This is a genomic window from Vibrio coralliilyticus ATCC BAA-450 (assembly GCF_000176135.1).
In the GTDB taxonomy this organism is placed as follows: Bacteria; Pseudomonadota; Gammaproteobacteria; order Enterobacterales; family Vibrionaceae; genus Vibrio; species Vibrio coralliilyticus.
Genome location: NZ_ACZN01000015.1, coordinates 376890 through 401142, shown reverse-complemented (window position 1 = coordinate 401142; position 24253 = coordinate 376890). Strand labels below are relative to the sequence as shown.

The 24253-nt window shown below is 45.1% G+C and carries 24 protein-coding genes; 18 read left to right on the top strand and 6 right to left on the bottom strand.

Annotated features, from left to right (window positions below; translation table 11 throughout):
• Positions 1 to 165: 165 nt before the first annotated feature.
• Positions 166 to 3096 carry a ribonuclease E gene (gene rne / locus VIC_RS09165; RefSeq protein ID WP_039951672.1) on the bottom strand — a complete coding sequence of 977 codons (2931 nt, stop codon included), beginning with the start codon at positions 3094 to 3096 and terminating at the stop codon, positions 166 to 168.
• A 569-nt stretch (positions 3097 to 3665) separates the two neighbouring features.
• On the opposite strand from rne, the gene rluC reads away from it, so the two are divergent.
• Positions 3666 to 4610 (top strand): 23S rRNA pseudouridine(955/2504/2580) synthase RluC, encoded by a 945-nt coding sequence (rluC, locus tag VIC_RS09160; protein ID WP_006959292.1) that lies wholly within the window; start codon positions 3666 to 3668, stop codon positions 4608 to 4610.
• A gap of 75 nt (positions 4611 to 4685) precedes the next feature.
• Here the strand turns inward: rluC and VIC_RS09155 are convergent, their stop codons facing one another.
• On the bottom strand, positions 4686 to 5267 hold the full coding sequence (locus VIC_RS09155; protein WP_006959291.1) for a Maf family protein: 582 nt from the start codon (positions 5265 to 5267) through the stop codon (positions 4686 to 4688).
• 148 nt (positions 5268 to 5415) lie between these two features.
• Between VIC_RS09155 and yceD the strand changes: the two genes are divergently transcribed.
• From yceD to VIC_RS09080, 15 genes are all read left to right on the top strand, one after another.
• Entirely contained in the window at positions 5416 to 5940 is a 525-nt protein-coding gene (gene yceD, locus VIC_RS09150; protein WP_006959290.1) for a 23S rRNA accumulation protein YceD, read from the top strand.
• Between the two features lie 31 nt (positions 5941 to 5971).
• The gene (rpmF, locus tag VIC_RS09145) at positions 5972 to 6142 is read left to right on the top strand and encodes a 50S ribosomal protein L32 (protein ID WP_006959289.1); all 171 of its coding nucleotides are present in this window, start codon (positions 5972 to 5974) and stop codon (positions 6140 to 6142) included.
• Between the two features lie 9 nt (positions 6143 to 6151).
• Positions 6152 to 7177, top strand: a complete 1026-nt coding sequence (plsX, locus tag VIC_RS09140) for a phosphate acyltransferase PlsX (RefSeq protein ID WP_006959288.1) — start codon at positions 6152 to 6154, stop codon at positions 7175 to 7177.
• A gap of 5 nt (positions 7178 to 7182) precedes the next feature.
• On the top strand, positions 7183 to 8133 hold the full coding sequence (locus VIC_RS09135; RefSeq protein WP_006959287.1) for a beta-ketoacyl-ACP synthase III: 951 nt from the start codon (positions 7183 to 7185) through the stop codon (positions 8131 to 8133).
• A 76-nt stretch (positions 8134 to 8209) separates the two neighbouring features.
• Positions 8210 to 9133 carry an ACP S-malonyltransferase gene (gene fabD, locus VIC_RS09130; RefSeq protein WP_006959286.1) on the top strand — a complete coding sequence of 308 codons (924 nt, stop codon included), beginning with the start codon at positions 8210 to 8212 and terminating at the stop codon, positions 9131 to 9133.
• A 23-nt stretch (positions 9134 to 9156) separates the two neighbouring features.
• A complete protein-coding gene (fabG, locus tag VIC_RS09125; RefSeq protein ID WP_029236328.1) occupies positions 9157 to 9891 on the top strand; it encodes a 3-oxoacyl-ACP reductase FabG in 735 nt (244 codons plus the stop codon).
• Positions 9892 to 10126: 235 nt separating this feature from the next.
• On the top strand, positions 10127 to 10360 hold the full coding sequence (gene acpP / locus VIC_RS09120) for an acyl carrier protein (protein WP_004406112.1): 234 nt from the start codon (positions 10127 to 10129) through the stop codon (positions 10358 to 10360).
• Positions 10361 to 10451: 91 nt separating this feature from the next.
• Positions 10452 to 11696: a beta-ketoacyl-ACP synthase II gene (gene fabF, locus VIC_RS09115; protein ID WP_006959284.1), complete on the top strand. Its 1245-nt coding sequence runs from the start codon at positions 10452 to 10454 to the stop codon at positions 11694 to 11696.
• A gap of 77 nt (positions 11697 to 11773) precedes the next feature.
• Positions 11774 to 12577: an aminodeoxychorismate lyase gene (gene pabC, locus VIC_RS09110; protein WP_006959283.1), complete on the top strand. Its 804-nt coding sequence runs from the start codon at positions 11774 to 11776 to the stop codon at positions 12575 to 12577.
• Entirely contained in the window at positions 12574 to 13590 is a 1017-nt protein-coding gene (mltG, locus tag VIC_RS09105) for an endolytic transglycosylase MltG (RefSeq protein ID WP_006959282.1), read from the top strand. The genes pabC and mltG overlap by 4 nt, the downstream gene beginning before the upstream one ends.
• The gene (tmk, locus tag VIC_RS09100) at positions 13587 to 14216 is read left to right on the top strand and encodes a dTMP kinase (RefSeq protein WP_006959281.1); all 630 of its coding nucleotides are present in this window, start codon (positions 13587 to 13589) and stop codon (positions 14214 to 14216) included. The genes mltG and tmk overlap by 4 nt, the downstream gene beginning before the upstream one ends.
• Positions 14217 to 14218: 2 nt before the next feature.
• Positions 14219 to 15181, top strand: coding sequence for a DNA polymerase III subunit delta' (locus VIC_RS09095; RefSeq protein ID WP_006959280.1), 963 nt, complete (start codon positions 14219 to 14221; stop codon positions 15179 to 15181).
• Entirely contained in the window at positions 15172 to 15939 is a 768-nt protein-coding gene (locus VIC_RS09090) for a TatD family hydrolase (protein WP_006959278.1), read from the top strand. The genes VIC_RS09095 and VIC_RS09090 overlap by 10 nt, the downstream gene beginning before the upstream one ends.
• 444 nt (positions 15940 to 16383) lie before the next feature.
• On the top strand, positions 16384 to 17814 hold the full coding sequence (gene ptsG / locus VIC_RS09085) for a PTS glucose transporter subunit IIBC (RefSeq protein ID WP_006959276.1): 1431 nt from the start codon (positions 16384 to 16386) through the stop codon (positions 17812 to 17814).
• A 233-nt stretch (positions 17815 to 18047) separates the two neighbouring features.
• A complete protein-coding gene (locus tag VIC_RS09080; RefSeq protein WP_006959274.1) occupies positions 18048 to 18473 on the top strand; it encodes a hypothetical protein in 426 nt (141 codons plus the stop codon).
• Between the two features lie 63 nt (positions 18474 to 18536).
• On the opposite strand, the gene VIC_RS26590 is transcribed toward VIC_RS09080, so the two are convergent.
• From VIC_RS26590 to VIC_RS09070, 3 genes are all read right to left on the bottom strand, one after another.
• Entirely contained in the window at positions 18537 to 18638 is a 102-nt protein-coding gene (locus VIC_RS26590) for a MetS family NSS transporter small subunit (protein ID WP_019277924.1), read from the bottom strand.
• A gap of 2 nt (positions 18639 to 18640) precedes the next feature.
• Positions 18641 to 20101 carry a sodium-dependent transporter gene (locus tag VIC_RS09075; RefSeq protein ID WP_006959272.1) on the bottom strand — a complete coding sequence of 487 codons (1461 nt, stop codon included), beginning with the start codon at positions 20099 to 20101 and terminating at the stop codon, positions 18641 to 18643.
• 513 nt (positions 20102 to 20614) lie between these two features.
• Positions 20615 to 21208: an outer membrane beta-barrel protein gene (locus VIC_RS09070; RefSeq protein WP_006959270.1), complete on the bottom strand. Its 594-nt coding sequence runs from the start codon at positions 21206 to 21208 to the stop codon at positions 20615 to 20617.
• A 133-nt stretch (positions 21209 to 21341) separates the two neighbouring features.
• Here VIC_RS09070 and cydH point away from each other — a divergent pair, with 133 nt between their 5' ends.
• Both cydH and VIC_RS09060 read left to right on the top strand, forming a co-directional pair.
• On the top strand, positions 21342 to 21434 hold the full coding sequence (gene cydH, locus VIC_RS26735; protein WP_019277927.1) for a cytochrome bd-I oxidase subunit CydH: 93 nt from the start codon (positions 21342 to 21344) through the stop codon (positions 21432 to 21434).
• Positions 21435 to 21443: 9 nt separating this feature from the next.
• Entirely contained in the window at positions 21444 to 22595 is a 1152-nt protein-coding gene (locus VIC_RS09060) for a patatin-like phospholipase family protein (RefSeq protein ID WP_006959266.1), read from the top strand.
• Between the two features lie 60 nt (positions 22596 to 22655).
• Here VIC_RS09060 and pyk read toward each other — a convergent pair whose 3' ends face one another.
• On the bottom strand, positions 22656 to 24098 hold the full coding sequence (pyk, locus tag VIC_RS09055) for a pyruvate kinase (RefSeq protein ID WP_006959264.1): 1443 nt from the start codon (positions 24096 to 24098) through the stop codon (positions 22656 to 22658).
• Between the last annotated feature and the right edge of the window lie 155 nt (positions 24099 to 24253).

Below are 24253 nucleotides of genomic sequence, written 5' to 3'. Positions count from 1 at the left end.
CAGATCGAGTCGGCGAATGCTACCTAAAAGTGTGATTAAGTTCAACAAAGAAGCAGATATTGGCTAATATTTGTGACAAATAGTGAGAGCAGTCATGCTCGTTACCATATACACATAAAAAAACAGCCCCGTGATGGGGCTGTTTTTATTCTTCATCAAACCGGATTAAAAGCTTTGAGGCTTTGCCATTGCAGCGCTGGCTTTATTGCTAGCAACCTGGCTGCCTGCACCTTTAGATAGGTAGCGCTCTTCTCGGAAAGGTGCAGCAATCACAGTAATTTCTTTCATTTCTGTGGTTCCTGGTGCTTTCGCCATCGGAGCAGAGGCGTGGCCTTTAAATGCTGTCGGTACGATAATCTCAGAGCTTGTATTTACAGGGGCAGGTGCTGCTTCCGCTTCTACAATAGCAGCCGTGTCTGCAACTGCTTCTGGAGCGACTTGTGGCTCAACTGCTTGAGGTGCTGGTGTCTTCACAGGTGTGGCTTCAACCGTAGCAGCTTGCTCAACAACTTTCGGCTCTTCAATCACTGGCTCTTGGCGACGTACGATAACTTTGCCCATTGCCATTTCAGGGCAAGCGAACCCACCAAGTGCTTGAGTGACCACTTCTGGTGCCGCAGCCTGTTCAGCTTTTGCTTTGTGCTTCGGTTCTGGTTTAGAGATACCGTAGCTTGGCATGACTTTACCCATTGCCATTTCTGGAGAAGCAACACCACCTTTGCGTAAGCGGAACGGGTTAGGGCGACGATCGCGACCACGACGACGACGTTGACCGCTTGCACGTAGATGACGTGGAGAACGGCGGTTACGACGTTGTTTAGGCTGCTCTGCATCTTCTGCTGCAACTTCTTCAGTCGATTGCTCGATGGCTTCTGCTACTGCTTCAGCCTTAACCTGTTTTACTTCTTCAACCGCTTCAGCTTTCGCTTTCTGGTCTTTAACTCGAACCTGCTTGCTCAGTTTACGACGCTGACGGCGTTCTTTTACCTTGGTCGTTTTTTCTTCTGCTCGGTTCGGTTTGTCGTCTTTTTGCGCTTCAGCCGCGAGCTTCAAACCTTCCTCAGCAACCTTGCTCGCTTTCGCGTCGTCACGCTGTTTATTACGGCGATCCTGCTTAGGCTTGCGGTTTTGTTGCTTACGTTCGTTCGATGCTGCTTTATTTTCATTGGCAGCTTCATCACGTTCGCGTTGAGGTTTATTGCGTTTGTTATCGCGTTTATCTTCACGATTCTCGTTACGATTGTCACGAGAATTGCGACGACGTTGGTCGTTGCGATTACGGCGGTTGCGGTTGTTACGCTGACCGTCTTTCTTCGCTGCTTTTTCTTGTTTCTCTTCAACCTGTTCTTTTTCAGGTTCAGAGCTGAATAGGAAGCTACCCAGAGCTTTGAAGAATCGAGATACTAAGCCTGGCTTTTCATCACGAGGCTCTGACTTTTTCTCTGGTGCTTTCTTCACTGGTTGCTTTGGCGCTGGCGCAGATTGAGCCGGTGCTGCAAAACCTTTTAGTGCAGGCTCTTCCAGCTTCTTAGGCTTAACTTCCGGCTCAGCAACCTCACGGCCTTCCGCTTCTTTCATCGACTCGAGTTTCTTAGGCAGCAAGTAAGACAGCAAATCAAACTCTTCGCCTTCACGAACTCGAATCACTTCGAAATGCGGCGTTTCCATATCTGAGTTAGGAACTACAGTGATCTTAACTTCCTGAATGCGTTCAATGTGGTTGATTGAACGACGCTTTTCGTTCAGAAGGTAAGACGCAATCGGAACAGGAACAACAGCCAGAACTTGAGCTGTGTTGTCCTTTAATGCTTCTTCTTCGATCAAACGAAGAACAGAAAGAGCAAGAGACTCATTATCACGAACCACACCTGTGCCGCTACATCGAGGGCAGATATGGTGGCTAGCTTCTGCTAGAGATGGACTCAAGCGTTGGCGAGACATCTCTAGTAGGCCAAAGCGTGAGATACGTCCAATCTGAACACGAGCACGGTCGAGGCGAACTGCGTCACGCAGACGGTTCTCAACTTCACGTTGGTGACGCACTGGCGTCATATCGATGAAGTCGATAACAACCAAGCCGCCTAGGTCACGAAGACGAAGTTGACGTGCAATTTCATCGGCTGCTTCAAGGTTGGTGTTTAGTGCAGTTTCTTCGATATCGCCGCCTTTCGTTGCACGGGCTGAGTTGATATCGATTGATGTTAATGCTTCGGTTGGGTCAATAACGATTGAACCACCAGATGGCAAACGCACTTCTCGTTGGAACGCCGATTCAATCTGGCTTTCGATCTGATAGTGGCTAAACAGTGGAACTTCGCCGTCGTACTTTTTGACTCGATTGACGAAGTCTGGACGAACTAGTTGGATATGCTCTAGTGCACGCTCATAGATGGTGTTGCTATCGATGAGAATTTCACCAATGTCACGACGCAAATAGTCGCGAATAGCTCGGACGATAACGTTACTTTCTTGATGAATAAGCAGTGGAGCTGGGTTGGCATCAGAAGCTTGTTTGATGGCGCCCCAGTGATTAAGTAAGACGTTAAGATCCCACTCTAATTCTTCAGCACTTTTGCCTACACCCGCTGTACGTACGATAAGGCCCATACCTTTTGGTAGGTCTAACGTGTCCAGTGCTGCTTTCAGTTGAGTACGCTCATCTCCTTCGATACGACGAGAAATACCGCCAGCACGAGGGTTATTAGGCATCAGAACAAGGTAACTACCAGCAAGAGAAATGAATGTCGTTAGCGCAGCACCTTTGCTGCCACGTTCTTCTTTCTCAACCTGTACAATTACTTCCTGACCTTCAGTCAGCACTTCTTTAATGCTTGGACGACCTTGGTAAGTGTAACCATCAGGGAAATATTCGCGGGCAATTTCTTTTAGAGGGAGGAATCCGTGTCGTTCGGCACCGTAGTCAACGAAGGCTGCTTCCAGGCTTGGTTCGATGCGAGTGATACGTCCTTTGTAGATATTTGCTTTTTTGGATTCGTGGCCTGGGCTTTCGATATCTAAATCATATAAGCGCTGACCATCAACCAAAGCAACACGCAACTCTTCTTTTTGAGTTGCGTTGATTAACATTCTTTTCATTGATAAATCTCGTTGTCATTCTATGTTTTCTTGCTGCCTTGATGTGTCTTTCACGGTGCCGGATCCCATGGCTTAAATTTGTGCAGCCTCCCGGCTGGAGGGATGCTCTTTGGGCACGTCAGTCTTACAAACAAGTTTGGCTTGTAAGCCGCAATGATGGCGGATAATACTCAACATGAAAGATTTATGAGTAGGGCAACAAGTTGTACTAATCCCGGAAATGTCTTACGCCGTGTGCTGCATTTTGGTAAATTAGCGGGCTACTCAATATCTTGCTCAAAAACGATTGGGTTTGATTAAAATGCAACCTAATCATTCATTGCAGGTGTGAACTATAGCAGTACCCATTAAACTCAGCAATCTGCTTTATTATAAAACGCTAAAAAACCCATTTTTAATTTTCGTAAGATTCTGTATTTAAAGGCTTTGTGTGATAGTTTCTGAGAATTGTAAATATGTTGATGGATTTTTATCCGTAGCTGAACAGAAATTCATTCTTAGAGAGCGATTTACCAGATTGTTGCCTAGAAAACGTGAACTTACGCAAGTTAGAATGGTAGAATATCGAAATGAGCGAAATTAGAACAAAAGTCCAATTTGTCGATATCGACGAAGATATGGCTGGCCAGCGTATCGATAATTTTTTACGCAACCAACTGAAAAGTATTCCTAAAAGCATGGTTTATCGGATCTTGCGCAAGGGAGAAGTTCGCGTAAACAAAAAACGAATTAAAGCTGAATATAAATTGAAGGCGGGGGATTTGGTCAGAATTCCTCCAGTTACGATTGAAGAGAAGCAAGACGAAGTTGCACCGAGTACCAAACTGAATAAAGTCGCTGAGCTAGAACATATGATCATCCATGAAGATGAACATATGCTTATCCTCAATAAACCTTCGGGTACGGCAGTTCACGGAGGAAGTGGGCTTAAATTTGGTGCTATTGAAGCTTTACGGGCACTGAGACCGCAAGCTCGTTTTCTAGAGTTAGTGCATCGTATTGATCGTGATACTTCGGGAATTCTTTTGGTTGCGAAAAAGCGTTCAGCGCTGCGTCATCTTCAAGCTCAGTTTCGTGAGAAAACCGTGCAGAAATACTATTTCGCATTGGTGATGGGGCAGTGGAAGAGTAGTTGCAAGGTCGTAAACGCACCACTATTGAAAAATGAAGTGAACAGTATCGTTCGCGTTAACCCACAGGGTAAGCCTTCTGAGACTCGTTTTAAGATTATTGAAAAGTTTGCTGAGGCTACTTTGATTCAGGCGAGCCCAATAACGGGGCGTACGCATCAAATTCGTGTCCATACTCAGTATACTGGTCATCCAATTGCTTGGGACGACCGTTATGGTGATCGACGTTTTGATGCCTACACAGGAAAAGTTGGGTTAGACCGACTGTTTCTTCATGCCGCTAATATTAAATTTAAACACCCATCCAATGACGAGTGGATGGAAGTGAGTGCGCCAATGGAAGCAAAGTTGGAGAAGGCGCTAGCGAGTTTACGTAAGCTGTAAGAGCTGTGAACTCTCTCACTCGAAGACTAGAGTTGTTTGCTTCGATTAAGAAGGCCAACTCTAGTTATTCCGCTTTTACAAGATTGGGAAACCTTGCGTTTCAAGCATATCAATCAAGTCAATCAGTGGTAGCCCAACCAAAGTATTGGGATCTTTCCCTTCTAACTTTTCAAATAGTGCGATACCCAACCCCTCACTTTTAAAACTGCCAGCGCAGTAATACGGCTCTTCTTTCTCTACATAGCGGCTGATCTGTTGTTGGGTTAGCTGGCGAAAATGAACAGTGAACGTATCCAGTTTGACATCTGTGGTATTCGTTTCGGTGTTGTGAAGCGCAAGCCCGGTATAAAACTGGATGGCCTTACCACTTTGGCGGCTTAATTGTTGGATAGCGTTTTCTCGATTCAGAGGTTTTCCAATGATTTTTCCATCAATCACACAGACCTGGTCGCTGCCGATGATAAGACTAGGCTGATTGGTATGGCATGATTCTGCTTTTTCCTTCGCAAGACGTTTCACTAGATCCTCAGGTCGCTCGTCAGAAAATGGTGTTTCGTCACAGTCAGGTGAGGCGGTTTCAAAAGGGACTGATAGTTTATTGAGCAGTTGTTTTCTAAACGGTGAAGTCGATGCTAAAACAAGTTGGTATTGTGGCATTTTCCAGTACAATCTTTCAGGGAGTTAGCGATAGCTTAATGGATATTATGATGGTAATCCTAGCTCTTCTGATAAGAAGGAAAAAAACTGCAACTTTTTATCCTTTTTCTTTGACTCAAAACGAATTGGAAGATAGAATTCGCGCCCTATGCAAAAGGTAAAAATACCGCGAACGGTTGATCCGGCACGCGCTGCTCAGAAGCGACTTGATTATGATGGTATCATTCAGGTTAGTCTTTTTAAGCGTTTGTTCGAATCAGTTGAAGGCGTTAAACGCGACGCTCAAGTGTCATTGTCATTTGAGTTAGATGAACAGCGACTCGTTGTTATCTCTGGTAAAGCTAACATCGAAGTTGATTTAGAGTGTCAACGCTGTAATGAGGTTTTCGCACATGAGTGCGATGTCCAATTCACTTATACACCTTACAAAGGTGAAAAGACTGAAGAGGAAGCACCGGAAGAGTACGATTTGGTAGATCTGAACGAGTACGGTGAAATTGACCTGATACAGTTAGTTGAAGACGAGTTCATTCTAAACTTGCCTCAAATCGCAAAGCACGAAGAAGCGGATTGCAGCGTTAAATCAGACAATTTGGTATTTGGTGAAATTCCAGAAGAAATTGTGGAAGAAAAGCCGAATCCATTCGATGTTTTAAAAAACTTAAAGAAGTAATTCTTTAAGAATTAACATAGGAGTAGGGTCAATGGCCGTACAAAAGAGCAAGAAATCACGTTCAAAGCGTGGCATGCGTCGTTCACACGATGCCCTATCTACAGCTGCACTATCTGTAGACGCAACTTCAGGTGAAACTCACCTGCGCCACAACGTAACTGCTGAAGGTTACTACCGTGGTAAAAAGGTTATCAACAAGTAAGGTTGACCTTTGCCTAATATAACCGTTGCACTTGATGCAATGGGCGGGGATTTCGGTCCTCGCGTCACAGTGCCTGCCGCCGTGCAGGCACTGTCGCATTTCCCAGAGCTGAAAGTAATCCTCACAGGTGATCAGACCGCGATCACAACTCAATTATTGTCTCTTGGTTATCAGCCTGATGCTCGCCTGAGTATTCAGCATAGTGACCGAGTGATCTCAAACTCAGAAAAGCCTTCTCTCGCACTTCGAAACAGCAATGGCACCTCCATGGGGATGGCGATTGATGCTGTCGCTCAAGGTACTGCCGATGCCTGTGTCAGCAGTGGAAACACTGGTGCACTCATGGCTTTGTCACGTTTTCGGTTGAAATTATTACCAGGAATTGAACGTCCAGCGTTAATTTCTGCCTTACCTACAGCTTCCGGTGGCAGAACTTGGATGCTTGACCTAGGAGCCAATGTGTCCAGTGATGCTGATTCATTGTTCCAATTTGCTGTGATGGGAAGTGCGTTAACTGAACAATACTTAGACCGACCTCCACGTATTGCGATTCTTAATATCGGTGCTGAAGAAATCAAAGGCAACGATCTCGTCAAACGCTGTGCTGAAATGTTGTCTCAGACGCAGTCCGTGAATTTTGTCGGCTATATTGAAGGTAATCAGTTACTCCACGATGCCGCGGATGTGGTGGTATGTGACGGTTTTGTTGGTAATGTTTGCCTCAAAGCATGTGAAGGTACAGCCCAGCTATTTATCGATAAGTTGAAATCAAGCATGATGGCCTCATCTATAAAGGGTTGGATTGCAAGAAAATTATTTTCTGGGTTATTTAATGAACTAAAAACATTGAACCCCGACCAGTATAACGGCGCAAGTTTGCTAGGATTGCGCGGCATTGTCATAAAAAGCCACGGAAGTGCTGATGTAGACGCGGTCATCAATGCCATTGGTGAAGCGTTACACGAGGTCAAACGACAAGTACCAAGCCGTATTAGCGATCGTTTGGAAGCGGTTTTACTCGAGAGGCATTATTAGTCTTCATGTATAGCAAAATTTTAGGTACTGGCAGCTACCTGCCATCTCAGGTGCGTTCAAACGCAGACTTGGAGAAAATGGTAGATACAAGTGATGAGTGGATTGTCACTCGCACAGGTATTAAAGAGCGTCGTATCGCAGCCGAGAATGAAACCGTCGCCGACATGGGATATATCGCTGCTCAAAACGCGATCGAAATGGCAGGCATCGATAAGAATGATATTGACCTGATCATCGTAGCGACCACCAGTAGCAGCCACACTTTCCCTTCTTCTGCTTGCCAAGTTCAAGCTAAGCTGGACATTAAAGGTTGCCCCGCATTTGATATTGCCGCTGCATGTTCAGGTTTTGTCTACGCGCTTTCAGTTGCAGATCAGCATGTTAAAACAGGCATGTGTAAAAATGTGCTTGTAATCGGTTCAGATACTCTGTCTAAAACCTGTGACCCAACTGATCGTTCAACCATTATTCTGTTTGGTGATGGTGCAGGCGCTGTTGTTGTTGGTGCAAGTGAAGAGCCTGGGATTCTTTCAACGCATATCTACTCGGATGGCCGTTTTGGTGAGTTGCTAAGCCTTGAAGTTCCTGAGCGAGGCAAAGATGCTGACAAGTGGCTACACATGGCGGGTAACGAAGTCTTTAAGGTTGCTGTGACACAGCTATCAAAACTCGTTAAAGATACGCTGGCTGCCAACGATATGCATAAGTCTGAACTAGACTGGCTAGTGCCTCACCAAGCGAACTATCGCATTATTTCTGCAACAGCAAAGAAACTATCTATGTCGCTTGATCAAGTTGTCATTACACTAGACAGACATGGCAATACGTCTGCAGCTACTGTACCTACGGCACTTGATGAGGCTGTTCGTGACGGACGAATTAAACGCGGTCAGACGCTTCTACTAGAAGCATTTGGTGGCGGCTTTACCTGGGGCTCAGCACTGGTTAAGTTCTAATCCCAACCAAATTTAAAAGATTAAGATGCCTTTTTAGGCATCTTAATCTTTCTTACTTTGTTTTAAAGGAAAGAAAATGAGCAATTTTGCTATCGTATTTCCAGGTCAGGGCTCACAAGCAGTCGGAATGCTTGCTGAACTTGGCGAACAGTATGAAGTAGTAAAAAACACTTTTTCGGAAGCATCTGAGGCTTTAGGTTACGACCTATGGGCGTTGGTTCAAAATGGCCCAGCTGAAGATCTCAACCAAACTTTCCGTACTCAGCCAGCACTGTTAGCATCCTCGGTGGCTATCTGGCGTGTTTGGCAAGAGCTTGGCCTAGAACAGCCAGCAAACCTTGCGGGCCACAGTCTAGGTGAATATTCGGCATTAGTATGTGCTGGTGTGATTGACTTTAAAGAAGCAATCAAACTGGTTGAACTACGTGGTCAACTGATGCAAGAAGCTGTGCCAGCAGGCTCTGGTGCTATGTTCGCGATCATCGGTCTAGATGACGAATCTATTGCTAAAGCATGTGAAGACGCGGCTCAAGGTGAAGTGGTATCGCCTGTAAACTACAACTCACCAGGTCAGGTAGTGATTGCAGGTAGTAAAGACGCAGTCGAACGCGCAGGTGCCTTGTGTAAAGAAGCTGGTGCTAAGCGAGCTCTACCGCTACCTGTTTCCGTACCTTCTCATTGTGCTTTGATGAAGCCAGCAGCCGACAAACTGGCTGTCGCTCTTGAAGAGATTGAATTCAATGCTCCTCAGTTGCCAGTGATCAATAACGTTGATGTTGTTGCTGAAACTGACCCTGCAAAAATTAAAAATGCACTTGTGCGCCAGCTATACAGCCCAGTCCGCTGGACTGAAAGTGTACAGCTAATGAGCGAGCAAGGTGTTGAAAAACTTCTTGAATTAGGCCCAGGTAAAGTTCTAACGGGTCTGACAAAACGTATTGTGAAGACACTAAGTGGCGCTGCAGTAAATGATGCTGCATCTCTAGAAGCCGCTAAGTAAACTTTTAAGGAATAACAATCATGATGAACCTAGAAGGCAAGATTGCACTGGTCACTGGCGCAAGCCGTGGTATTGGTCGTGCTATCGCTGAAATTCTTGTTGAACGTGGTGCGACGGTTATCGGCACTGCGACTTCAGAAAATGGTGCCGCTGCAATCAGTGAATACCTTGGTGAAAATGGTAAAGGTCTGGCACTAAACGTGACAGATATCGAATCAATTGAAGCAACTCTGAAAAACATTAACGATGAGTTTGGTGCAATCGACATTCTGGTAAACAATGCAGGTATTACGCGTGATAACTTACTTATGCGTATGAAAGACGATGAGTGGAATGACATCATCAACACTAACCTGACACCGATCTACCGCATGTCTAAAGCTGTACTTCGTGGCATGATGAAGAAGCGTGCAGGTCGTATCATCAATGTTGGTTCTGTTGTTGGTACTATGGGTAATGCAGGTCAAACTAACTACGCAGCAGCAAAAGCAGGTGTGATTGGTTTCACTAAATCTATGGCACGTGAAGTGGCTTCTCGTGGTGTAACTGTTAACACTGTTGCACCAGGATTTATCGAAACTGACATGACTAAGGCGCTAAATGACGAACAACGTGCAGCAACGTTAGCGAACGTTCCTGCTGGCCGTCTAGGTGACCCTCGTGAAATTGCATCAGCAGTAGCGTTTTTAGCTTCTCCAGAAGCTGCTTACATTACTGGTGAAACTCTGCATGTTAATGGTGGCATGTATATGGTTTAATGCCTAAGTTGGAACAAAACGGGCTATTTGCTGTCACAAAAATAGCCTATAGTTTGTGATAACTGGCATTGATATGCGCAACATTTGTGCATGATATAAGTCAAAAATGTATTGAATTTCGGTTAAAATCGCGAAAATTGTGGTTTGACCAGCAAGGACCCCCTTGCAACTTTCAATAGTTCGAATAAACTACGGAATCATCGCATTGAGCGAAATCTGTAAAGGAAAAGAAAAAATGAGCAACATCGAAGAACGCGTAAAGAAAATCATTGTTGAACAGCTAGGTGTGGACGAAGCAGAAGTTAAAAACGAAGCTTCTTTCGTTGACGATCTAGGTGCTGATTCTCTAGACACTGTTGAACTAGTAATGGCTCTAGAAGAAGAATTCGACACTGAGATTCCAGACGAAGAAGCTGAGAAGATCACTACTGTTCAAGCTGCTATCGACTACGTGAACAGCGCTCAGTAATATCTCTCCCAGGCGGCCTTCTGGCCGCCTGTGTTCTTTTAAACTCTTCTATACCTCTCATAGAATCATTTCAATCCCGGAGAATAAAATCGTGTCCAAGCGTCGTGTTGTTGTCACTGGCATGGGTATGTTGTCACCGGTAGGCAACAATGTAGAATCATCCTGGAAGGCCCTGCTAGCTGGTCAAAGTGGTATCGTTGATATCGAGCACTTTGATACTGAAAACTTCTCAACTCGTTTTGCAGGCCTAGTAAAAGATTTCGACTGCACAGAGTACATGTCTAAAAAAGATGCGCGTAAGATGGACTTGTTCATCCAGTACGGCATTGCAGCGGGTATTCAAGCCCTAGACGACTCTGGCTTACAAATTAATGAAGAAAACGCAGCACGCGTTGGTGTCGCTATTGGTTCAGGCATTGGTGGTCTAGACCTTATTGAAGCGGGCCATACTGCGCTTGTTGAAAAAGGCCCACGCAAAGTCAGCCCTTTCTTCGTACCATCAACTATCGTAAACATGGTTGCAGGTAACTTATCTATTATGCGTGGTCTTCGTGGTCCAAATATCGCGATTTCGACGGCGTGTACAACGGGTCTACATAACATCGGCCATGCTGCTCGTATGATTGCTTACGGTGATGCAGAAGCTATGGTCGCCGGTGGTGCTGAAAAAGCTTCAACTCCTCTAGGCATGGCTGGCTTTGGTGCAGCTAAAGCGTTGTCAACTCGTAATGACGAGCCTCAAAAAGCTTCTCGCCCATGGGACAAAGATCGTGATGGTTTTGTTCTTGGTGATGGCGCAGGTATCATTGTTCTTGAAGAATATGAGCATGCGAAAGCACGTGGCGCTAAAATCTATGCAGAGCTTGTTGGCTTTGGTATGTCGGGAGATGCTTTCCATATGACTTCACCTAGCGAAGATGGCTCAGGTGGTGCGTTGGCTATGGAAGCAGCAATGCGTGATGCAGGCATCACTGGTACACAAGTCGGCTATGTGAATGCACATGGCACGTCTACTCCGGCTGGCGATGTTGCTGAAGTGAAAGGCATCCGTCGTGCGCTAGGTGAAGAAGGTACTAAACAAGTGAAAGTATCTTCAACTAAGTCAATGACTGGTCACCTACTTGGCGCTGCTGGTTCTGTTGAAGCGATCGTGACCATCATGTCATTGGTTGATCAAATGGTTCCACCAACGATTAACCTAGATAATCGAGATGAAGGCCTTGACGATATTGACCTAGTACCACATAAGGCAAAACCTATCGATTCAGAGTACGCAATCTGTAATTCGTTTGGTTTTGGTGGTACTAACGGTTCTTTGGTTTTCAAAAAGATCTAAAGAGTCACAATCCAATTTGTGATAAAACGGCTTAATGCTTTGGCATTAAGCCGTTTTCTTTTATGTGGATATCAATTATGTACTCGGTAAATGGACACACCACAGACTCAATTTCCCTTTCTGATCGTTCATTTCAATATGGTGATGGCTGCTTTACGACCATGCTGGCTATCAACGGTCGTATCCAACACTTGGATAAACATCAAGAGCGAATGCAATCCTGCCTCAACTTGCTCGGCATAACTCCTCCAAACTGGAGAGAGGTTGAGGATTGGTTAGAAAAAGCGTGTATAGAGTCTACTCGTTCAGGGTTGAAGTTACACGTTAGCCGAGGAGAGGGGGGACGTGGATATAGCCCTACTCAAGTGACCTTACCAAATGTTACTATTAGCGCCTTTAACTATCCGGCTCATTATGAACAATGGCAAGCGGATGGTATTTGTTTAGGTGTGTGCCATAAGAGGCTAGGGGTTAATCCTTTACTCGCGGGTCATAAGCACAATAATCGCCTTGAGCAAATTTTGCTCAAGGCGGAAATGGATCAACAAGGCTTCCCCGATGGGATTGCATTAGATGTGAGTGGTCATGTGATTGAGACAACAATGGCGAATGTTTACTGGGTCAAACAGGGAGTCATCTATACCCCCGACCTGACGAACGCTGGTGTTGCAGGCGTTATGCGCCGCGTTATTGTAGAACGTTTATCGAGCTGTGAGCACACGTTGTCTATTGGGCACTATACGTTTGAAGAGCTAAGTGATGCAGAAGAAGTTTTTATCTCAAACTCGATCCTTGGTGTCGCCCCAGTAAAAAGCATTGGCACACAGACCTTTTCAATAGGAACAATAACAAAAAAAATTCAGGAGATGGTTAACCCGTGATTAAGAGAATCACCTTATTTCTGGCACTTGTATTACTGATTGCTGGTGCAGGATTTATTTATGTTACTAAACAAGTCGATGAGTATGTGACTCAGCCATTAAAGCTGCAAGAAGAACAGATTTATACGATTGAGACGGGTATGAGTTTCAACCGTTTACTGGCAGATTTGACAAACGATGAACTGATTGTTTCTAGTGATGTGGCAAGACTAGTGCGACGATTCCACCCAGAACTGACGCAAGTAAAAGCAGGGACCTACCTTCTCACTCCCGGCATTAACCTCACACAAGCGCTAGAACTGTTCAAAACCGGTAAAGAGCATCAATTTGCAATTACCTTTGTGGAAGGTTCAACATTTGCCGAATGGCGAGCAGCATTAGAACAAGCCCCTTATCTAGAGCACAAAACATCTGGGCTCAGCGAAGCAGAGATCGCACAACAAATTGGCATCGAGAAAGCCAAACTTGAAGGGCTATTGCTCGCTGAGACTTATCACTACACGTTCGGTACCTCTGATCTCGATATCATCAAGCGCGCCGCAAATAAACTGCAAAAAATTCTTGATAAGCATTGGCAGCAAAGGCAAGAGAACTTGCCACTGAAGACGCCTTACGAAGCGCTGATCCTTGCTTCTATTATCGAAAAGGAGACGGCTGTTGGTGCAGAGCGTGAGCGTGTTGCAGGGGTGTTTGTAAACCGCCTTAATAAGCGTATGCGTCTACAGACTGACCCTACGGTTATCTATGGGATGGGAGATAAGTACGACGGCAACATACGTAAGAAAGATTTACGTACTCCAACCCCATATAATACGTATACGATTTTTGGTTTACCACCAACACCGATTGCGATGCCGGGGGAGGCGTCTATCGCCGCCGCGACAAACCCAGAAAACAGTAATTACTTGTACTTTGTGGCCAGCGGAACTGGCGGGCACGTTTTTTCTAAAACGCTGAGTGAACACAATCGCGCGGTACGCGCTTATCTAAGACAACTAAGAAGTAACAAATGACACAAGCGAAATTTATCGTAATTGAAGGCCTAGAAGGGGCAGGGAAAAGCACAGCAATTAATGCGGTGCTTGAGACTCTTAAACAGGCTGGTATTGAGCAGATAAAGAATACTCGTGAGCCGGGCGGAACAGCGCTAGCCGAGCAACTCAGAACTTTGGTCAAACAAGACCATGAAGGGGAAGAGTTGCAAGACATGACCGAATTACTCCTTATGTATGCTGCTCGGGTGCAGCTGGTTGAAAATGTGATTAAACCAGCTTTAAACAGCGGTACTTGGGTGGTGGGAGACCGACATGATATGTCTTCTCAAGCTTATCAGGGAGGCGGCCGTCAAATCTCCCAACACACCATGACAGCACTTAAGCAGACAACATTGGGTGACTTTAAACCAGATTTGACCATTTACCTTGATCTTGACCCGCGCATCGGTCTCGAACGCGCGAGAGGGCGAGGCGAGTTGGATCGAATTGAGAAAATGGATATGAGCTTTTTTGACCGCACCAGAGCGCGTTACTTGGAACTGGCGCAATGTGATTCGAGTGTTGTAGTGATCAATGCTGAGCAGACGATCGAATTAGTCGCGCAAGATATCAAGCAAGCGCTGCGTAGTTGGTTGGAACAATAACCATGAATTCTACCTACCCTTGGTTAACAGACATTTGGTGTGAATGGCAGGCAAGTCTGGAGTCAGATAGGTTTTCCAATGCAGCGCTACTGACAGCAGAAGAAGGGCTAGGCGTTGAGCAGCTAGTAGAGCGATTTAGTGAAGCTGCCATGTGTAGCAATTATGCCAGTGAAGCTTGCGGCTTTTGCCATAGCTGCCAGCTAATGAAGTCGCATAACCATCCTGATTATCACCTAGTGAAACCAGAGAAAGAAGGCAAAACTATTACGGTTGAGCAAATTCGTCAGTGTAACCGCCTAGCACAGGAGTCATCGCAGCTATCTGGACGTCGATTGTTTGTTATCGAGCCGGCTGAAGCGATGAATGACTCCGCTGCCAATGCGTTGTTGAAAACACTCGAAGAGCCCTCTAGCAGTTGTATGTTTTTACTGGTCAGTCATAAAGCACACCAGCTTTTGCCCACGATTACCAGTCGTTGCCAACATTGGCATGTAGTGACTCCGAGCTCAGAATTGCTTGCTCAATGGTTAAATGAGCAAGTTACTTCGACAATCCCTGCTTTTGCAGCACATATTAATGGCAATGCGCCACTGAAAACTCAAGCGTTTGTAGAGCAGGGGCAAATTGAAAAATATCAGCAGGTTGAAGAACAATTTCTTGAAGTGGCTCAGTTGAGAGGCGACAGCGTTAAGTTAGCAAAAGAATTGGCGACTTCACCCTCTGAGTATCTACAATGGATATGGTACTTGTTGACAGATGCTCAAAAGATTCACTTTGGCGTTCAGATGCCTTATTTCACTCCAGGCTCGAATGCTCTGTCGGCTAATCTTGGTTATCAATTGCTCTATACTCAGACAGCAAACCTAAGTCTGCTGCTTGAACAGTTACGTGAGCACACAGGTTTGAACAGCGAATTGCTTATCTTAGATTGGCTATTTAAATTTAATGAGGAATCATGTTTGTAGACTCTCATTGTCACTTAGACAAATTGGATTATCAGGAGCTCCACTCTGGTATTGAAGATGTAGTTGCCAAAGCTCAAGCTGCTAACGTTTCTGAGCTACTGTCCGTTGGCGTTACGTTGGATTCTTTCCCTGGAATGATGGAGATGATCGAACCCTTCGACAACATATTTGCTTCATGCGGTGTTCACCCGCTGGATGTTGAGAGTGAGTTTGCCTTAGATCGATTACATGAATATGCCTCGCATCCCAGAGTTGTGGCGATAGGTGAAACGGGGCTGGATTACCACTATCAACCTGAGACTGCTGAGTTACAAAAGTTACGATTCCAACAGCAAGTTGAATTAGCAGTTAAACTGAATAAACCTTTGATCATCCACACGAGGAATGCTCGCCAAGATACGTTGGATATTCTACGTCGAGGTCAGGCAGATAAATGTGGTGGCGTGATTCATTGTTTCACTGAAGATCTTGCTTTTGCGCAAGCAGCGATGGAGCTTGGTTTTTATATCTCTATCTCGGGGATCGTCACTTTCAGGCAAGCTACTGAACTTAAAGAAGTGGTCAAAGCTCTGCCGCTTGAGAGACTATTGATTGAAACTGACTCACCATATCTCGCTCCTGTGCCACACCGAGGTAAACAGAACCAACCAGCATACGTGGTTGAGGTTGCCTCCTATATTGCCCAGTTAAAAAATACGTCATTGAGTGAAGTTGGGTTAAAAACCAGTGAAAACTTCCGAAATCTTTTTTTGAGATAGAAAAAGAGTTTTGATTAAAAAAGGAGCGGAAGCTCCTTTTTTTGTGTCTGAAATCACTCTTGATGACATAAATTGCCTTGTTTACTAAATATGTTGAAGCTGGGAGGCTGAAAGTATCAAATTGTAATTTTGTTACATAAAATAACAATTGGGTTTATTTTATTTACCCATCAAAATTAATCGGCGTTAATATTAATTTAATAAATATCAATTAGATAGGTTGTAAATATGGTCTCGATTTGCCGATTTTGGATTGTGATCTATCTATTAGTTTGAAACTAAATTCCGTAACCAGCTAGAAAGTTTGTTCACCATCAATATATATTTAGAGCCGGAAAATATACTACTAGATGTGGTTACATTTTTTCTGGGTGCTAACATTTAAGGCTACGGGGGTGTGCCGTTAGAGCCCAATAATTCTTATAACTTTTCAGGAGCATAAACATGTTTAAGAATCTTTTTGCTAACCTGCAAAAAGTGGGTAAAGCTCTGATGCTGCCAGTATCGGTTTTACCTGTTGCAGGTATTCTACTCGGGGTAGGTGCTGCCGACCTGAGTTTCATTCCGGAAATTGTTTCCAACTTAATGGAGCAAGCGGGTGGCTCGGTATTTGGTCAGATGGCACTACTTTTCGCAGTAGGTGTTGCACTTGGCTTTACTAACAACGATGGTGTAGCAGGTCTGGCTGCAATCGTTGGTTACGGCATCATGACTGCGACGCTTGGCGTTATGGCTGGTGTTATGGGTGTTGAGAAAATCGACACTGGTGTTCTGGGCGGTATCCTTGTTGGTGGTGTTGCTGCATGGGCATTCAACCGTTTCTTCAAGATTCAGCTTCCAGAATACCTAGGCTTCTTCGCAGGTAAGCGCGCGGTGCCTATCATCACTGGTTTTGCTGCTATCGCATTGGGTATTGTTCTGTCTGTAGTATGGCCTCCAATTGGCGGTGCTATCGCTTCTTTCTCAGATTGGGCTGCACACCAGAACCCACAAGTTGCATTCGGTATCTACGGTATCGTCGAGCGTTCTCTAATCCCATTCGGCCTACACCACGTTTGGAACGTACCATTCTTCTTCGAAGCTGGTACTTGTGTGAATGCTGCTGGCGAAACACAAAATGGCGTTCTAACTTGTTACCTAGTTGCTGACGAAGCATCTCGTGCTGCAGGTAATGGCTTCGGTCAGCTTGCAGGTGGCTACATGTTCAAGATGTTCGGTCTACCAGCTGCTGCTATTGCTATCGCTCACTCTGCTAAGCCAGAGAACCGCGCGAAAGTAATGGGTATCATGGCGTCTGCTGCATTGACTTCATTCCTGACTGGTATCACAGAGCCAATCGAATTCTCATTCCTATTTGTTGCTCCTGTACTGTACGGTATCCACGCTCTACTAGCTGGTTCTGCATACGTTGTTGCAAACACTCTAGGTTTTGTACACGGTACTTCGTTCTCACACGGCCTAATCGATTTCATCGTACTATCTGGTAACGCACAGAAAATCGGTCTGATGGTGGGTGTCGGTTTGGTTTACGCGGCTATCTACTACGTAGTATTCCGCACTGTTATCAAAGCGATGGACCTTAAAACTCCTGGTCGTGAAGATGAATCTGAAGAAGCAGCCGCGACATCTGGTTCAGACATGGCAGGTGAGCTTGTTGCAGCATTCGGCGGCAAAGCAAACATCACTGGCCTAGACGCATGTATCACTCGTCTACGCGTTGCAGTAGCGGATACAGAGGCTGTTGATCAAGACAAACTGAAACAACTAGGCGCGGCTGGCGTAGTGGTTGTAGCTGGTGGTGTTCAGGCTATCTTCGGTACTAAGTCTGACAACCTAAAAACTGAAATGGATGAGTGGATCCGTAACCACGGCTAATACTCACTTACCCATTTAATTGATAGAGGAGGCCTAAGGGCCTCCTTTTGTTTTATTAGAACGTGACTCTCTGAAATCAAGCGCTGTTAGCGAATATGTTTGGTTGGATGTTATTGCATAGTGGAAGCGATAAAACACTCTGCATTCTAACGACCTCCTTACCTTTCTATGACATATTTTCATTACACAACTGGAAAATTGCACACTGTTTTATTTTAGTCCAGAGCAGAGTGATGAAGAAAAGTACACTAGTTAAAGGCTTATTAGGTGTTGCGGCCGTCGCAGGGAGCGCAAGCGTCATTGCTGAAAGCTCAAAGTTCATGGATCTCTCGGTTGGAATGGCAGTAGACCAAGATTTAAGTGCAGTCATTGAATTGGATAATCAGTACCGCTTTACAGTAGGTAATGACGGAGCTGCATTCGACTACATACTAGCTCGTGGAGAGTTTGGTCAGGACGTGCCTTTTACTTGGTATGTCGGTGCGGGTGCATGGAGCGAATGGGACCATAAAGAGTTTGGGGCGCGTGTCCCCCTTGGTCTGAATTGGAACTTCAGCGAAGGCTGGAATATGTATGGTCAAATTCAACCAGAGTTAGATATGTATAGTGGCCCAGAACTACAGATTGGCGGAGCACTCGGCGTTAAATACACATTCTAGCTCTGACCAATCAAAAATGCCGACACTCAGTGTCGGCATTTTTATTTCAAGCAACAACAGTCATCACTGCTGCTGTTTGTTCATTGCTCGTTTAATACAGATAGCAGCGCCGCCCCAAGTAATTCCAAGGCCCAGTACCATCATAATAATTGCACCTGTTGTCATAATCAGGCCTCCTTACGACTTGTTGCGTTAATCAATACACCAATGACGAATAGAGCGGCAATCATTGCCCAACCAAGAGTTAGGTCGTAGCCACCGTAGCCTTCAGTGAATAGTGTTTGTAGTTTGGTTGCGAGAATAACTGCCAGCATAATTGGAGTGATGAAGCGCAGACAAACCACGAACCAAGCACCGATAGAAAAATCAGAGATCTCATTGACGTATTCGCGTACATCACCAACTTTATTCAGTAGCCAAGCCATAAGAATAATCTCGACAAAACCACCCACCATGATGCCGACATTGTTCGCGAAGTGATCGACCAAATCTAGTAGTAGTAGACCGCCATTGGTTGCAAATGCCATAGAAACGACAACACCAACACCAATAACAACGGTTGCTGCTTTCTTACGGCTCCACTTTAGTTTGTCGATAATGGCAGACGTCACGGCTTCCATGATGGAAATGTGTGAGCTTAGACCTGCAACAACTAGTGCGAAGAAGAAAAGTGGGCCCAGGATGTACGGCGCTGGCAGCAAGTTGATTGCAGCTGGCAGTGTAACAAATGCTAAACCAACGCCCGCTGATACGACTTCAGTCAGAGGCTTGCCTTGCTCTTGCGCCATATAGCCGAGGACTGAGAAGATCATGATGCCAGCTAGGATCGAGAAACCGCAGTTAATCAAAACCGTCATGAAGGCGTTGTTAGTAATGTCTGACTTTTCAGGTAAGTAGCTTGAATAAGCCAGCATGATGGCGAAACCAATACTCAGAGTGAAGAAGATCTGACCATACGCAGCTGCCCAAACTTTCACGTCCCAGATTTTGCTAAAGTCAGGCTCAAACATGTAGTTCACGCCATCCAGAGCACCAGGTAGGAAGACCATACGTCCAATCAGTAGTACAACCATGATAAATAGAATTGGCATCATGATCTTAGATGCGCGCTCAATACCTGCTTTGACACCACCGACAATAGCAGCGTAAGTGATACCCCATGCAATCAGCATTGCAATAGCAATTTTCCACTGAATGCTTCCTAGATTGGTTGGTGAGTTGTCACCTAAACCGAGGTATTCACTGAAGAAGAAGGCGTTAGTGTCAGTGCCCCAGCTCTGGTTGAAAGACATACCAAAGTAGGAAATCGCCCAACCGATAACAGCAACGTAGTAAACAGCAATAACCGCTGCAACACCTACTTGGAACCAGCCTAGCCACTCAAACTTAGAGTGAATTTTCGCTAGCGTACGAGGTGCGCTCCCACGGTATTTTTGACCCATGCTGAATTCAAGGATCATAAAGGGTATGCCTGCGGTGATCATGGCAAAAAGGTACGGTATAAAGAAAGCACCACCACCGTTTTCATAGGCCATATACGGGAAACGCCAGATGTTTCCCAGACCGATAGCCGATCCGACTGCAGCTAGAATAAATCCAGCGCGGGACCCCCATTGTTCTCGCTTCATAAAAGGACTCCTGTAAATCCGATATCTGAGATTGAAGATGCCTTAAAATCACCAGTCAGGCTGAACGGACGCCTGAGTAAACTTACTACTAGTAAAGCAGGCACGTGTCTGTTTGTGCCAATATGAATAATTAACTATCTTTTATTGCGTAAGTTTGTGGTTTTTTGTGCTGTGAAGTTAAAGGCTTCTCAGATTTTAGTTCTTTAAAGTTAAATGTGTGTTTGCTCTAACTGAAATATTCAGCTGTGCATGATGAAAAGACTAACTACTAACAATAGTTAAAGCAATAGATTGTAGTTGTGATGGTATTGTTCGTTTGTGGTAATAAAATTGTGTTTTATTGTATTTTATAGAGTGATTGGACTGACTTGTATTATTAAACTGGAAGCATTTTATGGTTTATGGCTTTTATGCAAAATATAACGCTTTTATAATTTAGAGAGCGTATGACTGAAAAATATACGCTCTATTAATCTATATTACTAAATTATTAATATTGTAAAGATATTGTATCTAGAAGCGCCAAGTTAATCCGAGGTTTGCTGAAAACTGGTTCATCCAATCAGTTTTGAATTTGATGAAACAACTTCCTTCCTGTGAAGCGGGCAGATTGCATACGCCACTGGTATCGTTATCGACAACTGTGCCAAGCCAACGCAGCTGAGTATTAAGTGCAAAGTGTTCAGTGAGACGATATTCAAACCCACCAAAAATACTGGCTGAAAAGCCAAACTCGTCTGTGACCCAATCGGCATCTATGTATGAACCCCCAAGCCCTATACCAAGATAACCGTATAGAGACTCCTCTGCGGGGTAATAAATGCTACTCTGAAAGTGCAGGTAGTGCATGGTGGAGCTGAGGTTCACTGTTTCGACATCAGTATTTTGATTGGCGTAAAACAGGCCAATTCGCCCTTTATCCAACGTCATTTCTGCGCTTAATGCGAAACTCTCAGAGCCTTTTAGGTCATATTTTTGCTGATCTTGATTTTCTACTTCTCCGCCTGCGGTAAAGCCAAACCAAGGCGTCAGATAGATATCAGCTAAAGCGGGTGATGAGAACGTAAGTAAAATGCTACAAAATAAAGAGAGGTTCTTGCTGTTCATAGTCACTGTCCTATCAGAGTGATATACCCACTAATTGTGATAGTAACGTCATAATTACGCACAAAAAAAAGGGAATATTTGAAGATGACTCACAACGATGTTATTACTTTGTTACACAATAAAGGAGGTGTCTATGGAACACGATCTAAAATATGCGTTGGTCATCACTGTAACAGTCTTTACTGTTCTGATTGGTTTTGGTCTAGTCGCAATTACTTCAGCCTAGGTTGGGTATATGGACAATAGCGGTGTCGTTACCAGCGCTGCTATCCAGCTGGATACTCAACGTCTTGCTAAGTACACTGGTGGTAAAAATGCGCTGGTAGCCCAAGGTGGTGGACAGCGTGGTATCTTTACTTCCGGTGTGCTTGATGCCTTCCTTCTTTCTAACTTTGACCCTTTTCACGCTTTCTATGGTACCTCTGCTGGTGCACTAAACCTTTGTGGTTATCTGTGCCGTCAACGGGGAATAGGGCGCTCCTTTATACTCGACCTCACCACCGCTCCTGAGTTTTTCAATCTCTTCCGCTACATACGCCGTAAACAATACCTTGGGATTGATTGGGCACTTGATAAGATCAGCGATTTTCCTTATCGGCTTGATATTGATATGGGAAAAAGAGTATTGGCCAATAGGCAAGCCTTTGCTGCGGTGACCGATACTAGCCGGCTCTTCGATCACTATTTGCCCATGTTGCAGGATGACTGGAGAAAAGTGTTGATCGCCACATGCGCGATCCCAAGGCTTTATCAGGAGCCCGTTAAGTTTGATCATGGAGAGTATGTGGACGGAGGAGTTTCGGCGTCTATTCCAGTTCAAGAAGCGTGGCGTAAAGAAGCGCGTTGCATTGTTGTGATTCGTACAGAAGGAGAAGATCTAGAGACGGACACAGAGCAAGTGACTCATGAGAATGAGGTTAAGTGGTATCGTGATTCATTTAACGTGGTGCAAGATCATTGGCAGCAAAAGCTAGTTCAATGGAAAGAAGACTGGGCGAGCTTTTTCACGGAACAGTTGCAACGTTCTCAGGAGGACAAATTGCAACATCGTCATTTGGAGTCACTCAATGGCGGACGTTGGCTATTTGGAGCCGATGACATCTACCGATTAAGTCATCTACTGGGAGAGAAGTTTGATTCCGGATTGGCGGATATGTTGATGGTTCACTACCAGACCTATTCTCTTACTCAAGACTTTCTCCACAATCCGCCAGACGATTGTTTTATTGTACAGATAAAGCCTGAGCAGCCACTTAGATCTAATTCTTTGATGAGTGACCGAGACGATCTGCTTCATGACTACCAGATGGGGCTTGATTCAGGTTTTCGCTTTGTTGAAATGTATTCATCGCTGTCTAAATCCTCAGCGGCGGCCATTCAGAAGTAACGGTCATTCAGAAGTTACAAGGGAGCCCAACAGGCTCCCTTTTTGATGTGAAGTCCAATATCAGGCAGAAAGAATACGCATACAGTTAGTTGACCCTACCACATCCATGACATCGCCTTGAGTGATGATGACCAGGTCGCCATCATGCAGTAACCCCTTGCCTTTCAAACACTCCACAGCGGCTTTAGCTGTTGGTAAACCTGAGTCGCCTTTAGAGTCAAAATAGACTGGCGTCACTCCACGATAAAGCGCGGTGTGGTTAAGAGTGCTTTCATTACGTGATAGGGCAAAGATAGGTAAACCAGAACTAAGTCGAGACATCATTAATGCCGTTCGGCCGGACTCAGTCAGGGTAATGATGCCTTTGACACCTTTCATGTGGTTCGCGGCAAACATGGTCGACATAGCGATGGTTTCTTCACTGCCTTTAAAAACCGAGTCCATCCGATAGCTGGACCGGTTAATGGCTGACATTTTCTCTGCTCCCAGACACACCTCAGCCATTGAACGTACTGTTTCCAACGGGTATTTACCTGCGGCCGTTTCTCCTGACAGCATTACGGCATCAGTACCATCGAGTACCGCATTGGCTACATCCATGACTTCTGCACGGGTTGGCATTGGATTCTCTATCATGGACTCCATCATTTGTGTCGCGGTAATGACGGTGCGGTTGAGGCTTCTTGCCCTGCGAATGAGTTGTTTTTGCACACCAATTAATTCTGGGTCTCCAATTTCTACCCCTAAATCGCCACGAGCGACCATTACCGCATCTGAAGCGAGAATGATGTCATCGATATTCTCCTCACTTTCCACTGTCTCGGCGCGCTCCACCTTAGCGACTAATTTCGCTTCAAGACCCGCATCTCGTGCTAGGCGGCGAGCGTACTTCATATCCTCGCCATTGCGTGGGAACGAAACTGCGAGATAGTCGACTTTGATTTGGGCGGCAATCTTGATGTCATTCTTATCTTTTTCAGTCAAAGCGTCGGCCGATAAGCCTCCGCCTTTTTTATTGATGCCCTTATTATTGGAAAGCGGGCCGCCAATGATGACTTTAGTAACGACTTGATTGCCAGATACCTTAGTCACCTGCAGCTGCACACGACCATCATCGAGCAGCAAAATATCACCCGTTGAGACGTCTTGTGGCAGCTCTTTGTAGTCGAGACCTACGGCACTCTGATCACCTTCCCCCTGAGCGAGATCACTGTCGAGGATAAAAGTGTCACCAACAGTGAGGTGAATTTTGTTGTCTTTAAATGTCGATACGCGAATTTTAGGCCCTTGTAGATCACCAAGAATGGCTACATGAGTACCGTACTGCGCTGCGATATTGCGTACGCGAGTGGCACGCTGGATATGATCTTCTGCGGTACCATGTGAGAAGTTCATTCTGACAACATTGGCTCCTGCCTGAATTATCGCTTCGAGAATCCCTTCTTTGTCCGTCGATGGACCTAACGTAGTGACGATTTTTGTTCTTCTTTGTATAGCGGTCATGATGATTTCCTTGATCAAGCTTTTTGGGTCGGCAATAAATTATAAAAATATAAAGACCCCAATTGAGTATATGCAAAATGCTGAGTTATGAGAGATTTAGGGATAACTTATCTTGTCAGACACACATATTTATTAATGCAAAAAAATGGCGCTTT

What these genes read in the sequence shown, in the direction of transcription:
- rne (WP_039951672.1), bottom strand. Translation starts at nt 3,096, where the DNA reads ATGAAAAGAATGTTAATCAACGCAACTCAAAAAGAAGAGTTGCGTGTT.
- rluC (WP_006959292.1), top strand. Translation starts at nt 3,666, where the DNA reads ATGAGCGAAATTAGAACAAAAGTCCAATTTGTCGATATCGACGAAGAT.
- VIC_RS09155 (WP_006959291.1), bottom strand. Translation starts at nt 5,267, where the DNA reads ATGCCACAATACCAACTTGTTTTAGCATCGACTTCACCGTTTAGAAAA.
- yceD (WP_006959290.1), top strand. Translation starts at nt 5,416, where the DNA reads ATGCAAAAGGTAAAAATACCGCGAACGGTTGATCCGGCACGCGCTGCT.
- rpmF (WP_006959289.1), top strand. Translation starts at nt 5,972, where the DNA reads ATGGCCGTACAAAAGAGCAAGAAATCACGTTCAAAGCGTGGCATGCGT.
- VIC_RS09135 (WP_006959287.1), top strand. Translation starts at nt 7,183, where the DNA reads ATGTATAGCAAAATTTTAGGTACTGGCAGCTACCTGCCATCTCAGGTG.
- fabD (WP_006959286.1), top strand. Translation starts at nt 8,210, where the DNA reads ATGAGCAATTTTGCTATCGTATTTCCAGGTCAGGGCTCACAAGCAGTC.
- fabG (WP_029236328.1), top strand. Translation starts at nt 9,157, where the DNA reads ATGAACCTAGAAGGCAAGATTGCACTGGTCACTGGCGCAAGCCGTGGT.
- acpP (WP_004406112.1), top strand. Translation starts at nt 10,127, where the DNA reads ATGAGCAACATCGAAGAACGCGTAAAGAAAATCATTGTTGAACAGCTA.
- pabC (WP_006959283.1), top strand. Translation starts at nt 11,774, where the DNA reads ATGTACTCGGTAAATGGACACACCACAGACTCAATTTCCCTTTCTGAT.
- tmk (WP_006959281.1), top strand. Translation starts at nt 13,587, where the DNA reads ATGACACAAGCGAAATTTATCGTAATTGAAGGCCTAGAAGGGGCAGGG.
- VIC_RS09095 (WP_006959280.1), top strand. Translation starts at nt 14,219, where the DNA reads ATGAATTCTACCTACCCTTGGTTAACAGACATTTGGTGTGAATGGCAG.
- VIC_RS09090 (WP_006959278.1), top strand. Translation starts at nt 15,172, where the DNA reads ATGTTTGTAGACTCTCATTGTCACTTAGACAAATTGGATTATCAGGAG.
- ptsG (WP_006959276.1), top strand. Translation starts at nt 16,384, where the DNA reads ATGTTTAAGAATCTTTTTGCTAACCTGCAAAAAGTGGGTAAAGCTCTG.
- VIC_RS09080 (WP_006959274.1), top strand. Translation starts at nt 18,048, where the DNA reads ATGAAGAAAAGTACACTAGTTAAAGGCTTATTAGGTGTTGCGGCCGTC.
- VIC_RS26590 (WP_019277924.1), bottom strand. Translation starts at nt 18,638, where the DNA reads ATGACAACAGGTGCAATTATTATGATGGTACTGGGCCTTGGAATTACT.
- VIC_RS09075 (WP_006959272.1), bottom strand. Translation starts at nt 20,101, where the DNA reads ATGAAGCGAGAACAATGGGGGTCCCGCGCTGGATTTATTCTAGCTGCA.
- VIC_RS09070 (WP_006959270.1), bottom strand. Translation starts at nt 21,208, where the DNA reads ATGAACAGCAAGAACCTCTCTTTATTTTGTAGCATTTTACTTACGTTC.
- cydH (WP_019277927.1), top strand. Translation starts at nt 21,342, where the DNA reads ATGGAACACGATCTAAAATATGCGTTGGTCATCACTGTAACAGTCTTT.
- VIC_RS09060 (WP_006959266.1), top strand. Translation starts at nt 21,444, where the DNA reads ATGGACAATAGCGGTGTCGTTACCAGCGCTGCTATCCAGCTGGATACT.
- pyk (WP_006959264.1), bottom strand. Translation starts at nt 24,098, where the DNA reads ATGACCGCTATACAAAGAAGAACAAAAATCGTCACTACGTTAGGTCCA.